This window comes from Pseudomonas sp. Irchel s3a10, from assembly GCF_900187525.1.
In the GTDB taxonomy this organism is placed as follows: Bacteria; Pseudomonadota; Gammaproteobacteria; order Pseudomonadales; family Pseudomonadaceae; genus Aquipseudomonas; species Aquipseudomonas koreensis_G.
Genome location: NZ_FYDR01000001.1, coordinates 188,876 through 202,298 on the forward strand (window position 1 = coordinate 188,876; position 13,423 = coordinate 202,298).

Sequence of the window (13,423 nt, forward strand, 5' to 3'; positions counted from 1 at the left end):
ACATTCAACATCACAGGTGACTGAACCGACGCTTTCGCGAGCAAGCCCGCTCCCACAGGGGGTGGGTGTTTCAGATGAAGACAATTTCGTAGGGCAGGCGCATGCGCTCCAGGATCACCGGCGGCAGCATCGGCGCGATGCCGATCGCCGGTTCGCCCTTGAGCTGGCTGGCATAGGCGTGGGTGGCGTGACTTTTGCGCGCCACGGTCCAGGTGTCGAGGCGCAGTTTGCGTGCACGATCCCAGGGGATCAGGCTCTGCTCGCGCTCCGGCCAGTGCCAGGCCCAGACTGCCACGTCGTGATAGGTGGCTCCGGCTTGCGCTGCCGCTTTGGCACTCGCACGTCCGACCGCTTCGTGGTCGTCGTTGCCGTCGTTGCGCCAAGTGCTGAACACCACGTCGCCGGGGCGCAGATAACGCGCGATGAAGCTGGTGATTTCGGTCTCGCGTTCGAGCAGCGCGTTGTCGGTAAATCCGCCGCGCACCCATTTCAGACTGTGCATCGGCAGGCCGAGCCGACGCAGGGCTTCGACGCTCTCTTGCGGACGGAACACGCTCAGGCGTTTTTCCGACCATTGTCGCGAGCCGGGATGGCTGGCGCTGCCGTCAGTGATCGACAGCAGTTGCAGCGGATGGCCAAGGCTGGAGAGCAATTGCAGGAGGCCGCCGCAGGTCACCACTTCATCACCCGGATGCGGGGCGACGACGACGGCGCGAGCACCGCGGGGAACGAGGCTATGGGTGTTGATGACGGGAATGTTGTCCAACTGCGGGGCACTGTTCCAGATCTGTACCGGCGGCGGGTTTTCGTTGAGGAATAACGGTTTCATGGGTGCTACGTCCTTGTCGAGTCAGGCCCTCAGCCGAATCTGCACCGTGCAAAAGCAGGTGCGCTCGACCCGTGAAGGCGAATGGATTGCTGTGCGACGCTCCCAACCCTGGATTGCCGCGCAGCAGAGTATTGCTCATGAAAACCGGTTCGTCGCGTTACAGATCAATCTGATCCGCTTTTTTTATGTCTAACTGTACCAATTTTCGCAGGTAGTCCCCGAAACCGCCCCGGGCACGGCTGTCCAGACGGGCGCTGGTGTGCACTTGCGGACGGTGGCTCCAGGCGATGTCGGCACCGAGCAATTCCAGTTGCCGCACCAGTTGCACGTCCTCATCGCAGGTCAAGGGCGCGAATCCCCCGGCCCAACGATAAGCATCGGCACTAACCCCAAGATTGGCGCCGTGGATATGGCGATGCCCATCCCGCGCCTGATAGTGGCTGTAATAGCGGATTTGCGCGCTTTCGTCGAATGACGGATCCCAATGTTCGACGGTCACCGTGCCGCAGACCGCATCCGCACCCAGCCCCAACTGCGCCACCAGCCAGTCATCGGCCACACGGCTGTCAGCGTCGGTGCAGGAGATCCAGCGCGCGCCACGCTCCAGCAACACCTGCGCGCCAGCGGCCCGGGCCTGGCCGACGTTGCGCGCGTCGATGTGCAGGCTCAGTACCGGAAAGCCGCTGACGATCTGCGCCGAGCGATCGGTGCAGCTGTCGAGCACCACCAGCACTTCGACCGGTTCGCCGGCCAGCAGCCCGTGTTTACTTGCGCGCACGGCGGCAGTCAGGCACTGCTCCAGCAGGTCTTGCTCGTTGTGCGCGGGAATCAGAATGCCGATCATCGCAGGCCCTCCAATGCGGCCACCGAGCGCGGCTCGCGGCTCCAGACTTCAAGAATGAAGTCCGCTTCCTGATGCAAGGCCAGACGCGGCAGCGGTAATTGCTCGTGGATCAGGTCGTGCACCTGCCGGGCATTGAGCGGGCAGCCGTCGATGGGCGGGCGCCAGTGGCAGGCCAGCAACTGGCCGTCCGCGGTCAGGGATTGACTGATGCGCCGGATCACTTCTGTCAGATCCTGGGCATCGAGGTAGTAGCCGATTTCGCTAAATACAATCAGGTCGAATTTTTCCTCCGGCCAGTCGCCGGGCAAGCGACTCTGACGCACTTCGGCGTGGTCAAACAGGCTCAATCGGGTACGCGCCAAATTCACCGCGGCACTGGCGGTGTCGCAACACAGCAGGCGGTCGCAGCGCTCGGCAAGTTCCGCGCTGAGTTCGCCATTGGCGCAGCCGGGCTCGAAGATCGCCCGGTAATGCGCACGGGGCAGGGCGGCGAGGGTGATCGCGCGTTTGCGCTGTTCGTACCAGCGCTCACGGAAGGCCCAGGGATCATCATTGGCGCTGAACAATCCGTCGAAGTAACGATCATCGACGCTCATAGAAACACCACTTCGAAAGGTTGCAGCAGACGATCCAGCACGTACGGCGCCAATACCGGTTGCAGCCCGGCTTGCGGGTCGCCCTCCAACTGACTGGCGAAGGCATGGATCGCGTGGCGTTTGCGCGCCACCTGCTCGGGTGACAACAGAATTTTGCGCGCGCGCTGCCATGGCACCGAGGCGTCTTCGGGTGAGGCCCAGTGCCAGGTCCATACCGGCAATTCGTGGCAAGTGGCGCCGACCCGCCGCGCGGCTTCGATACTCGCGCGGCCGGCGGCTTCGTGATCGCAGTGGCCGTCCTCGCACCAGGTGCTGAACACCACGTCGCCGGGGCGCAGGTGGCGTTCGATGAACGCGACCAGCGACGGCTCATCCGCAGCGACCTGGCTATCGCTGAAACCGCCGCGCAGCCATTTCATCCGGTGCAGCGGCACGCCGAGGCGGCGCAGGGCTTCGGCTGATTCCTGCGGCCGCACCACGCTCAGACGCTCCACCGGCCAGCGCTCGGAGCCGGGGTGACTGGCGCTGCCATCGGTGACCGAGATCAACTGCAACTGACGCCCGGCGGCGGCCAGCAACTGCAACATCCCGCCGCAGCCGAGCACTTCGTCGTCCGGGTGCGGGGCGACAATCACCGCCCGCGCGCCCGGTGGCACCAGGCTGAGGACATCGACGCTGTCCAGCGCCGCGAGGTGCCGGGAATGTTGCCATTGCAGCAGCGAAGTGCCTTGGTGGCCGATGATCGGATCGGGTTTGTTCACGGCATTCATAGCGTCCAGGCCTCCTCGGGGTGTTCGGCCAGCGTTTGGCCAAGGGCCGCCAGATCACGCTCAGCATGGCTCTGGCGCAGGAACACCGGCAGATCAGCGATCAGACGGGCGAAGTGCCGATCCTTGCAGAACGGCCCGGCACCCAGCGCCCGACCGGTCTCGCGCATCACTTGTTCGGCCGACTGCTCGACCACGGCACGGGCGCGCCGGGCCAACAGTTCGGCATCGGCTTCGGGATGCGCATCAATGTGCAAGGTACTGAAGCGCAGCACATTGGCTGCCGCGTACAACGCCGTATCGACCGCGCCGAGATGGGCGAGGGCGTGCGGCTCCTGACGTTGCGCGCAGTGTTGCCGTAGCGCCTCGGCGATCTGCCGCGCCGCGCCGTACCAGCATGCCGCGATGCCGATCCCGCCTTGCCAGAAACCCGGACGATTCAAGTAGTCACCGGGTTCGCCGATGGCCTGGGCTTCAGCGCCGTCGAACAACACTTCGACGCTGCCGGTGGCACCCATGCCGACCGCTTGCCAGCCCTGATCGGTGATGGTCACGCCCGGTTGATCCAGCGCTACCGCGACCAGTTGCTGACGATCCTCGGCGTCCCATGCGGTGAGCAGCGCATGGCTGAGCACCGCCGCCCCGGAGCACCAGGCCTTGCGCCCGTCGAGGCGCACCATGTGCCCGGCCGGGCGCACTTGCACCCGCGCCTGCGGTGGTTCAGCCGCCCACATGCCCCAAGTGCTGCCCGGCGTGGGCGAACCACCGAGCTGTTCGATGATCGCCAATGCGTCGGTGTGGCCTTCGTAGAGTTTGCACAAGCCCAGATCATGTCCGCCGACTTCAGCCAGACGCTGAAAACGCTCCAGCGTGCGGCCGCTGCCCGGTAACGGCAACTGATCCAGACCGGCCTCGACCAGCGCCCGCAGGCAATGGCCGAGTGCGGCGGTGTCGAGATAGTCCGGCGGGCGGCGCGCCAGATAACTGTGCAGGTCCATATCAGTCTTCTTCTTCGCGTTGCAGTTCGAACAGCAGCAGCGAACGTCCGGTGACCGAATACTCATGGCCGAACTCGAAGCGTTCCTGACCGCGAATCGATGGCTGATTGGTGTCGATCATGCAGGTCCAGAAACTGCCTTCCGGCACCTCCGGCAGGCTGAAGTTGACGATGTCGTGATGGGCGTTGACCACCAGCAGCAACGTCGCATCGGCACCTTTGCGGCGGATCCCGGTTTCCTGCGCGCGACCGTCGAGCAGCATGCCCAGGCAACGGTTGTGCGCGTCATGCCAGTGCTCGGTGGTCATCTCGGTGCCGTCCGGCGCCAACCAGGTGACGTCCTTGACGCCGATGTCCTCGTTGTACTCGCCGACCAGGAAACGGCCCCGGCGCAGGATCGGATAAGCCATACGCAACTTGATCAGGCGTTTGACGAATTTGAGCAGCGCCTTGCCGTCCTCGCTCAGGTCCCAGTTGACCCAGCCGATCTCGCTGTCCTGGCAATAGGCGTTGTTGTTGCCGTCCTGGGTGCGGGCAAATTCGTCGCCGGCGACGATCATCGGCGTGCCTTGCGACAGCAGCAGCGTGGCGAAGAAGTTGCGCATCTGCCGATGGCGCAGTGCATTGATCTCCGGGTCATCGGTCGGGCCTTCGACGCCGTGGTTCCACGACAGGTTGTTGTTGCTGCCGTCCTGGTTGTTCTCGTCGTTGGCTTCGTTGTGCTTGTCGTTGTACGACACCAGATCGTTGAGGGTGAAGCCGTCATGCGCGGTGATGAAGTTCACCGACGAGTACGGCCGCCGTCCGCGCTGATTGAACATCTCGCCGGACGCGGTCATGCGACTGGCGAAGTCGGCGACCTGGCCGTCATCGCCCTTCCAGAACGCGCGCACGGTGTCGCGGAATTTGTCGTTCCACTCGACCCAGCCCGGCGGGAAGTGGCCGACCTGATAGCCACCGGGGCCGCAGTCCCACGGCTCGGCGATCATTTTCACCTGGCGCAGCACCGGGTCCTGGCGGCAGGCGACGAGGAAGCTGTGACGCTCATCGAAACCATCGTGATAGCGCCCGAGAATCGTTGCCAGGTCGAAGCGGAAGCCGTCGACGTGCATCTCGCTGGCCCAGTAGCGCAGCGAGTCGGTGACCATTTGCAGCACGCACGGATGACTGAGGTCGAGGGTGTTGCCGGTGCCGGAATCGTTGATGTAGTAGCGCTTATCGTCCGGCATCAGGCGGTAGTAGGAAGCGTTGTCGATGCCGCGCATCGACAGGGTCGGACCTTGTTCGTTGCCCTCGGCGGTGTGGTTGTAGACCACGTCGAGGATCACTTCCAGATTGGCCTCGTGCAGGTGCGCGACCATCTCCTTGAACTCGGCGATCTTGCCGCTGGCCAGATAACGCGGATCCGGGGCGAAGAAGGCGATGCTGTTGTAGCCCCAGTAGTTGGTCATGCCCTTTTGCAGCAGGTGCTGGTCATTGACGAAGGCATGGATCGGCAGCAATTCCACGCTCGACACGCCGAGTTTGCGGATGTGCTCAAGAACGTCGTCGACCATCAACCCGGCAAAGGTACCGCGCACGTTCTCCGGCACCGAAGGGTGACGCATGCTGATGCCGCGTACGTGGGTTTCATAGATGATGGTTTTGTCCCACGGCACGCTGACGCGGTGGTCGTTGCCCCAGGTGTGCGCCGGGTCGATGACCTTGCACTTGGGCACGAACGGCGCGCTGTCGCGTTCATCGAAACTGAGGTCGGCGTCGGGGTGGCCGATGGTGTAGCCGAACAGTGCCTCGGACCATTTCAACTCGCCGACCAGTTGTTTGGCGTACGGGTCGATCAGCAGTTTGTTGTGGTTGAAGCGATGGCCGTTGGCCGGGTCATACGGGCCATACACGCGGTAGCCGTAGATCAGCCCCGGGTGGGCGTCGGGCAGATAGCCGTGGTAGATCTCGTCGGTGTATTCCGGCAGTTCGATGCGTTCGAGCTCGACTTCGCCGGCATCGTCGAAAATGCACAGTTCAACCTTGGTGGCATTGGCGGAAAACAGTGCAAAGTTAACCCCCAGACCATCCCAGGTCGCACCGAGCGGGAAGGGCAGGCCTTCACGGATTCTCGAAGGTTCAGCGTGCGCTGCGGGCTCGGTATTCTTTGGACGGGTCATGATTGCTCCTGCAAAACGGGGAAATTCTCGGCTGATACAAAACCTTGTAGGAGTGAGCCTGCTCGCGATAGCGGTCTGCCATTCGATCTCGATTTCGCCTGATACATCGCTATCGCGAGCAGGCTCACTCCTACAGGGAGGTTGTATGTTTCTTGAGGACGAGTTAGTCCTCGGTGGCGAGCAAACCCGCCACACGGTCATTCAGTTCAATAATCCGGGTGTGTCAGTTGGCCGGGGGCTTGCGTGGGGCGCGGGGCTTTTTCTCGGCGGCTTTTTCACCCGGTGGTACGACTTTGGCGGCGCCGGCCGGCTTGGCCTTTGCGGCCGCTGGCGCCTTGGGCTTGGCCGCCGGGGCCTTGCTGTCGGTGCCTTTGCCGGCGGTCTTGCTGCCCGCCGCTTTCGGTGATTTCTTCGGCGCCAAAGCTTCGGCTTCAGCCAGTTTGCGCGCCATCTCCCAATGACGGGCTTCGTGACCTTCCGGCTTACCTTCCGATTCCCAGATCTGATAGGCGAACTCGCGGATGCGTTTATCGTCGGTACTCATCGCAATGCTCCTGAACTGAACTCGTCGTTACGTAAAGAGTTGGATAAAGAGATTGACCGGGATATCCCCCAGCGCGGCGCTGACGTTCAGCTCCCTGTTTTTTGTGACTGCGCTGCTGTGAAAAAGTCCCTTCAGGTTTGTGTCGGAGGCGGCGAACGGTAAAACCACCCGCGTGTCGCCCCAGTGCAGCGCATCGACCTGAGGGATGGCACTGTTTTCCAGCAACGTCGCACAGCGGACCGGCACGATCACGATGGCGTAGCGGCCCTCGTGCTCACGGGCGAACGCGAGCACGTTGTGCGCCTGCTCGCCCAGCACCTCCAGGGCCTGATACGTGCCCCGGCGAAACAGCTCGGCGTGTTCGGCCCGCAGGTTCAGCACTTGAGCGATCAGCGATTGCTTGATGCGCCCGTCACGCCAGTTCGCCAGCAGTTCCTGGAGCGGCGCGTGTCCGTCCAGGGCCTGCGCACGCGCGGCGTAATCCACCGGCCGGCGGTTGTCCGGATCGACCAGGCTGAAGTCCCAGAACTCGTTGCCCTGATACAGATCCGGCACCCCCGGCACGGTCATGCGCAGCAAGGTTTGCGCCAGACTGTTAAGGGCGCCGGCTGCCGCGATGCTGTTGACGGTCTTGCTCAGTGCGGCACGCAGCAGCTCACCTTCATCACCGGTGAGCAGGCGTTGGGTGAACGTCTGCGCAGCGTTTTCGTAGGTTTCATTCGGCGCGCTCCAACTGCTTTGCAACTTGGCTTCGCGCAGGGCTTTCTGTTGCCACTGCCAGATGCGCTCGGCGTAGTCGCTGAAACCTGACTGATCGTCATCGCTCAGTTGCAGCGGCCAACTGCCGAGCAACGCCTGATACAGGATCAGTTCTTCACCGGACGACGGCACTTGGTCATCGTCGCGCAACGGCCGGGCGAGGGCGCGCCACAACTCGACCTGTTCGGCGTACCAGTGGCTGCGTTCACTGAGCACCCCCAGTCGTGCGCGGGTGTCTTCGCCACGTTTGTGATCGTGGGTGGCGGTGGCCAGCAAGTTGTCGGGGAACGCCGCCAGCCGTTGCTGATTGACCGCATGGAAATCACTGACCGGTGCGCTGAACTGCTCGGTGTTGTAGCCGACGTCATTGCGCGACAGCAGCACCGCCGAACGATACAGCGCGGTGTCTTCGACGGCTTTGGCGGCTGCCGGCGAAGTCAGTTGCTGGAAGCGTACGCAAGCGTGCTTGAGGATCTTGCGCGAGCGCCCGCGCGGCTTGTGCCGCCAGGGCGTGCCACCGAGCCAGGCCGCCACACAATCGAGCACCGGCCAGTCGCCTTCGCCCAAGGTCTGGCGGGCACCGTCCATGGCTTGCTGGAAAAACTGTTCATCCTGCGCCGAGCGCCCGAGCGCGCTGATGTAAGTGCGATACACCGGGAAATGCACGATCAGCGCCTGCAACACCCGGCGGATTGCGCCGAGGGTCAGGTCGCGGGTCATCAGGTCATCCCGGGCCACTTGCAGCAGCGCCTGGGCGACGCTTTCGAAGTCACTGGCCAGCGAGCCGTTGAGGATCTGCTGGCGCGCCAGTTGCGCTTCTTCGATGAACGCCGCCGGACGCTCGGTGCGGCGTTGCCAGAGGTCGCCGAGGACGTGTTCGCCATCCGGGTCGTGTTGCAGCAACGACAGCTGATTCATGAACTCGTAACCGGTGCTGCCATCCACCGCCCAATCGGTGCGCAGGGTTTCGCCTTCGCCGAGAATCTTCTCGACGTAGATCGGCAAGTGCCGACCCGGCGCAAGCAAATCGAGGCGCCGGCGTAACTTGCGGCAGTAACCGCGCGGGTCAGCGAGGCCATCGATATGGTCGATGCGCAAACCGTCGACCAGGCCTTCGGCGATCAACTGAAAGATCTTGCCGTGAGTCGCTTCGAAAACGGCGGGGCGCTCTACGCGCAGGCCACCGAGCTCGTTGATGTCGAAAAAGCGCCGCCAGTTGATGTCGTCCGCTGCGGTACGCCAACTGGCGAGACGGTAGCTCTGGCGTTCGAGCAATTGATGCAGCTTGTCGAAGCCTTCTGCAGTCGTGGAGTCGTAATGCGCGAGAATTTTCTCGATCGAGGCGAGAATCTGCGGATCGCTTGCCAGCTCTTTCAGTTCAGCCTTGAGCGGCATCGCCAGCGCATGCGCGTCGGTCTGGTAGCTCAGGGCGCTGAAACGATCGGCCAGGGATTTCAGCGCTTCGACCGGTTTGAGCAAGTCGCCGTAGTCATTCGGGCAGATCGGAAAGTGATGCTCGTAATGCTCGACGTGGAAGCGACCTTGCTGCGCATCGAAATGCAGTTTCAGCGTGCCTTCCTGCAGCGCCACACCGTAATCGCTGCCGAGAAACGGCAGCAACAACTGGCCTTCCATCAACGGGTCCGGTGAGTGCCACTGGATGTCGAAGAACTCGCCGTACGGACTCAGGCGGCCCCATTCCAGCAGATCGAGCCACCACGGGTTGTCACCACCGCCAACCGCCATGTGATTGGAGACGATGTCGAGGATCAGGCCCATGTTGTGATCGCGCAGGGTGCCGACCAGACGCCGCAGCGCCGGTTCGCCGCCGAGTTCCGGATTGACCTGGGTCGGGTCGACCACGTCGTAGCCGTGCATCGAACCGGCGCGGGCCGCGAGCAGCGGTGAGGCATAGATGTGGCTGATGCCGAGGCGGGCAAAGTACGGCACCAGCGGCACCGCCTGTTCCAGAGTGAAACCCTTGTGAAATTGCAGGCGCAGGGTGGCTCGCAGGGGTTGGATGAGGGTCTGGTTCATTGGTCACGCTCGGCAGCTTGCAGGCGGGCACAGGCCAGCAGTTCCAGACGGCGCGCGGCATCGGCGCCATCAAGCAAGGCTTCGCTGTTGCCGGGCAGGCGTCGCGACCAGTTCGGGTGGCTGTCGATGGTGCCCGGCAGGTTGGCCTGCTCGTCGATGCCCAGCGCATCTTCCAGCGGCAGCAACACCAGCGGTGCGCGGGTATGACCGAGGAAACGCACGCTGGCATCGACCACTTGATCGGCTTCATGGGACTCTTCGCGGAAGTTTTGCGGGTCTTGGCTCAAGGCCCCGCGCAGGCCTTCGCGCTCGCGCTGGCGATGGCGACGCCATTCGATTTCACCGTTGGGGTCGACAAATTCCAGACGCGCGTTCCAGTCGATATCGCGGCCATGCCACCAACCGTTGAGCGTCGGCAGGTCGTGGGTGCTGGTGGTCGCCAGCGCGTTGTCCGGCCAGTCGAGGATCGGTTTGAAATACGTGTTGTCCTGTTCGAACAGCAGCACGCGCATGCCGAGGATCGCCCGCGCACTGAGTTTTTCCCGCAGACCGTCGGGCACGGTACCGAGGTCTTCGCCGAGGACGATCGCCTGATGCCGATGGGACTCAAGAGTCAGCAGGCGCAGCAGATCGTCAAACGGGTAATACAGATAAGCGCCATCGGCCGGGGCCGCGCCGTTGGGGATAACCCACAGGCGTTGCAGGCCCATTACATGGTCGATGCGCAGCCCGCCAGCGTGGGCGAAGTTGGCGCGCAGCATGTCGATGAACGCACGGAAGCCGTTGCGGATCAGGCCTTCGGGGGAAAACGCGGAAATCCCCCAGCCCTGACCGGAGCGATTGAGAATGTCTGGGGGGGCGCCGACGGTGAGCGAGGCGAGCAGTTCGTCCTGAAAGCTCCAGGCCTGACTGCCGGCGCCGTCGGCACCGACCGCGAGATCGGCGATCAGGCCGATGCCCATGCCGGCACTGCGCGCAGCCGTTTGCGCGCGCTCCAGGCAGCGGTGGATCAGCCACTGGCAAAAGGCGAAGTAACTGATGCGTTCGGCGTATTCCTCGGCAAAGGCTTCGAGGGCGGCGCCGCGCGGGTCATGCCAGTGTTCCGGCCATTCGCGCCAGTCGAGGCTCTCGCCACGGGCGGCGCGCATTTCCTGAATGGCTTCGAAACGGCAGTGGTTTTCCAGGGCTTCGCCACCGGCATGGCGGAAACTGGCGAAGTCCGGATGCAACGGATGCTCGCCCGCGACGAAGCCGTCGTACAAGGCTTGCAGCAATTTCTGTTTGGCGTCGGCGGCGGTGGGCCAGTCGATCAGCTTCAAGTCTTCCAGTTGCCGGAATTGCTCGGCCAGACCGCTGGCGTCGATCGCATCGCGCAGTGCGCGTTCGCCAAGGATGGCGCCCGGTGCGGCATACAAGGCGTTGAGAAACAGGCGACTGGACGGCGAATAAGGACTGTAGCGCCCGGTGTCGGCGCTGAACATCGCATGCAGCGGACTGATTGCCAGCGCATCGGCACCGCGCTCGCCGGCCACCCGCGCCAGTTCTTCCAGCGCCTGGGTGTCGCCGAAGCCGCAGTCGCCGGGGCGGCGCAGACTGTACAACTGCGCGCTCAACCCCCAGACGCGAGGGATCGGGTTGTCTACCGCATCGCCGACGCTGAAGCAGCGCTCGGGGGCCACGGCCAGGGTGAAATATTGATCGGCGATGTGCACCTGCTGATAACCGACCGGGATCAAACCGGGCAGTTTTGCTTCGGCGTCGAGTTTGAGGTTAAGCCGTGAGCCGTCTTCGAGGTGGATTTCGCAAGGCGTTTCAGGCTCGAAATAGCGGGCCAGGTCAACGCTGACCCCGACATCTGCGGTCAACAGTGGCGGCAGGTGGCGATCCTGCTGCACTTGCTGCAGTTGCAGCAGACTGGCGTCGATTTCCTGTGTGGTATTGGCCGGATGACCCAGGCCGGTGAGAACATTGCGCAGCACCGCCGGGGCGACTTTCTGCGGGCGGCCGTTGGCGTCGATCCAGTCGACGGCGAGGCCGGCGCGGCTTGCGAGTATTTCCAGTTGCGCATCGCTCATAGGCGCTCTCCATCCAGAGGTTGCAAGGGGGTTGCGGCCGTGAGGCTGACAAGCGCGCAATACGCGGGCAGTACGCCCGGTTCCGACAGGGCAACGGCGGGCGGCTGCTGAAACAGCCACACGGCGTCGGTCTGTGCAGGGTTGACCACTGGCGTATCGCTGAGGTTCAGGTCAATTCGCAGCTCGCTGCCATCACCCAGACGCCAGCGCGCACTGACCGCGCCATGGCCGAGCATGTGCGCCCCAAGCGCCTGGGTGCCGGACAGATGGGGAATGATGTAGCGGTGGCGCAATTGCAGCAGTTGCCGGTACAGCGCGAGGGTTTCCTGCTGTTTCGCGCTGCCGCTGCCTGTGAGGCGCGGCTGCGAGGCGTGGAAAGTCTGCTCGGCATTCGGATCGGGAATCTGCTCGCGCTTGTGCGGATCGGTGAAGGCGCTGAACCCGGCGAATTCATTGCGCCGACCTTCGCGCACCAGATCCGCCAGTTCACCGTGGTGGCTGGTGAAGAACAGGAACGGTTGCTCGGCGGCGAATTCGTCGCCCATGAACATCAGCGGAATCATCGGTGACAGCAGCAACAGCACAGTGGCAGCCTGCACCGCGCGCGGATCGGCCAGGTGATGCAGACGTTCGCCGAAGGCCCGGTTGCCGATCTGGTCGTGGTTCTGCAGGAACAGGATGAAAGCGGTGGAGGGCAGGTGTTCGCTGGGCTCGCCGCGCGGTTCGCCGTGGCGGGTGATGTGGCCCTGAAACACGAAGCCCTGGCTCAAACACCGCGCCAGTTGCTCGGTGGGTTGCAGCGCATAGTCAGCGTAATAGGCGTCGGTTTCGCCGGTCAGCAGCACGTGCAGGGCATTGTGGCCGTCGTCGTTCCACTGCGCGTCGTAATCCTCTTCGAGCAGGCTCGACTGATTGAGCTCGTTTTCCACGGTGAGCCAGACGTGGCGGCTCGGATCGATCTGCTGACGAATACGCTGCGCCAGTTCGGGCAGGAAATCCGGGCTTTCGATCGCGTGCACTGCGTCTAGGCGCAGCCCGTCGAAGCGGTATTCGAGCACCCACATCAGCGCGTTTTCAATGAAGAAGTCCCGCACTTCACGGCGGCGGAAATCGATCGCCGCGCCCCATGGCGTGTGCTTGTCTTCGCGGAAAAAACCTTTGGCGTAGCGCCCGAGGTAATTGCCGTCGGGGCCGAAGTGGTTGTAGACCACGTCGAGAATCACCGCCAGACCATGGCCGTGGGCGCTGTCGATCAGATGTTTGAGTTGTTCCGGGGTGCCATAGGAGGCTTGCGGTGCGAAAGGCAGCACGCCGTCATAACCCCAGTTGCGTGTGCCGGGAAACTGCGCCAGGGGCATCAGTTCGATGGCGGTAATGCCCAGCTCGACCAGACGCGCCAGATGCTGCTCGACTTCGGCAAAGCCGCCGAGCGCGCCGACATGCAGCTCGTAGATCACCGCTTCGCTCCACGGCCGGCCGTGCCAGGTGGTATGTCGCCAGTCGTAGGCCAGCGGATCGACCACCACGCTGTGGCGGTCAAGGTCGCCGTCCTGGGCGCGGGAGGCCGGGTCGGGCACCTCCAGTTCACCATCGATGTTGAAGCGGTAGCGGGTGCCCGCCGGGCACCGGGTCTTGATCACGAACCAGCCATCGGCCTGCGGTAACATCGGCAAGGACTGGCCGGTTTCAAGTTCGACACTGACGTAAAACGCATCCGGTGCCCACAGCGCAAACTGAGTGTGTTCGGCGTCCTGCATGATCGCGCCGTGGGGCCAGTTTTCTTGGGTCCGTAACGGCATTGTGAAAAGCTCCC

The 13,423-nt window shown here is 63.5% G+C and carries 10 protein-coding genes; all 10 read right to left on the minus strand.

Going from position 1 to position 13,423, the window contains the following annotated elements:
* Positions 1–70 precede the first annotated feature (70 nt).
* The gene (locus CKW11_RS00915) at positions 71–829 is read right to left on the minus strand and encodes a PIG-L deacetylase family protein (RefSeq protein ID WP_095135586.1); all 759 of its coding nucleotides are present in this window, start codon (positions 827–829) and stop codon (positions 71–73) included.
* A 157-nt stretch (positions 830–986) separates the two neighbouring features.
* Positions 987–1,673: a glycosyltransferase family 2 protein gene (locus CKW11_RS00920; protein WP_095135588.1), complete on the minus strand. Its 687-nt coding sequence runs from the start codon at positions 1,671–1,673 to the stop codon at positions 987–989.
* Positions 1,670–2,269 carry an SAM-dependent methyltransferase gene (locus CKW11_RS00925; RefSeq protein WP_095135591.1) on the minus strand — a complete coding sequence of 200 codons (600 nt, stop codon included), beginning with the start codon at positions 2,267–2,269 and terminating at the stop codon, positions 1,670–1,672. The genes CKW11_RS00920 and CKW11_RS00925 overlap by 4 nt, the downstream gene beginning before the upstream one ends.
* Positions 2,266–3,039, minus strand: a complete 774-nt coding sequence (locus tag CKW11_RS00930) for a PIG-L deacetylase family protein (RefSeq protein ID WP_095135593.1) — start codon at positions 3,037–3,039, stop codon at positions 2,266–2,268. The genes CKW11_RS00925 and CKW11_RS00930 overlap by 4 nt, the downstream gene beginning before the upstream one ends.
* Positions 3,036–4,034: an acyl-CoA dehydrogenase family protein gene (locus CKW11_RS00935; RefSeq protein WP_095135595.1), complete on the minus strand. Its 999-nt coding sequence runs from the start codon at positions 4,032–4,034 to the stop codon at positions 3,036–3,038. The genes CKW11_RS00930 and CKW11_RS00935 overlap by 4 nt, the downstream gene beginning before the upstream one ends.
* Before the next feature lies 1 nt (position 4,035).
* Positions 4,036–6,195 carry a glycogen debranching protein GlgX gene (glgX, locus tag CKW11_RS00940; protein WP_095135597.1) on the minus strand — a complete coding sequence of 720 codons (2,160 nt, stop codon included), beginning with the start codon at positions 6,193–6,195 and terminating at the stop codon, positions 4,036–4,038.
* A gap of 223 nt (positions 6,196–6,418) precedes the next feature.
* Positions 6,419–6,739 (minus strand): DUF2934 domain-containing protein, encoded by a 321-nt coding sequence (locus CKW11_RS00945; RefSeq protein ID WP_095135599.1) that lies wholly within the window; start codon positions 6,737–6,739, stop codon positions 6,419–6,421.
* 27 nt (positions 6,740–6,766) lie between these two features.
* Complete coding sequence (locus tag CKW11_RS00950) at positions 6,767–9,535, minus strand: malto-oligosyltrehalose synthase (RefSeq protein ID WP_095135601.1); 2,769 nt, start codon at positions 9,533–9,535, stop codon at positions 6,767–6,769.
* On the minus strand, positions 9,532–11,610 hold the full coding sequence (gene malQ / locus CKW11_RS00955) for a 4-alpha-glucanotransferase (protein WP_095135603.1): 2,079 nt from the start codon (positions 11,608–11,610) through the stop codon (positions 9,532–9,534). Before malQ ends, CKW11_RS00950 begins: the two co-directional genes overlap by 4 nt.
* The gene (treZ, locus tag CKW11_RS00960) at positions 11,607–13,409 is read right to left on the minus strand and encodes a malto-oligosyltrehalose trehalohydrolase (RefSeq protein WP_095135605.1); all 1,803 of its coding nucleotides are present in this window, start codon (positions 13,407–13,409) and stop codon (positions 11,607–11,609) included. Before treZ ends, malQ begins: the two co-directional genes overlap by 4 nt.
* Positions 13,410–13,423 lie beyond the last annotated feature (14 nt).

Excerpts from the sequence above, each read along its gene's own strand:
- CKW11_RS00915 (WP_095135586.1), bottom strand. The coding sequence starts at position 829 with ATGAAACCGTTATTCCTCAACGAAAACCCGCCGCCGGTACAGATCTGG.
- CKW11_RS00920 (WP_095135588.1), bottom strand. The coding sequence starts at position 1,673 with ATGATCGGCATTCTGATTCCCGCGCACAACGAGCAAGACCTGCTGGAG.
- CKW11_RS00925 (WP_095135591.1), bottom strand. The coding sequence starts at position 2,269 with ATGAGCGTCGATGATCGTTACTTCGACGGATTGTTCAGCGCCAATGAT.
- CKW11_RS00930 (WP_095135593.1), bottom strand. The coding sequence starts at position 3,039 with ATGAATGCCGTGAACAAACCCGATCCGATCATCGGCCACCAAGGCACT.
- CKW11_RS00935 (WP_095135595.1), bottom strand. The coding sequence starts at position 4,034 with ATGGACCTGCACAGTTATCTGGCGCGCCGCCCGCCGGACTATCTCGAC.
- glgX (WP_095135597.1), bottom strand. The coding sequence starts at position 6,195 with ATGACCCGTCCAAAGAATACCGAGCCCGCAGCGCACGCTGAACCTTCG.
- CKW11_RS00945 (WP_095135599.1), bottom strand. The coding sequence starts at position 6,739 with ATGAGTACCGACGATAAACGCATCCGCGAGTTCGCCTATCAGATCTGG.
- CKW11_RS00950 (WP_095135601.1), bottom strand. The coding sequence starts at position 9,535 with ATGAACCAGACCCTCATCCAACCCCTGCGAGCCACCCTGCGCCTGCAA.
- malQ (WP_095135603.1), bottom strand. The coding sequence starts at position 11,610 with ATGAGCGATGCGCAACTGGAAATACTCGCAAGCCGCGCCGGCCTCGCC.
- treZ (WP_095135605.1), bottom strand. The coding sequence starts at position 13,409 with ATGCCGTTACGGACCCAAGAAAACTGGCCCCACGGCGCGATCATGCAG.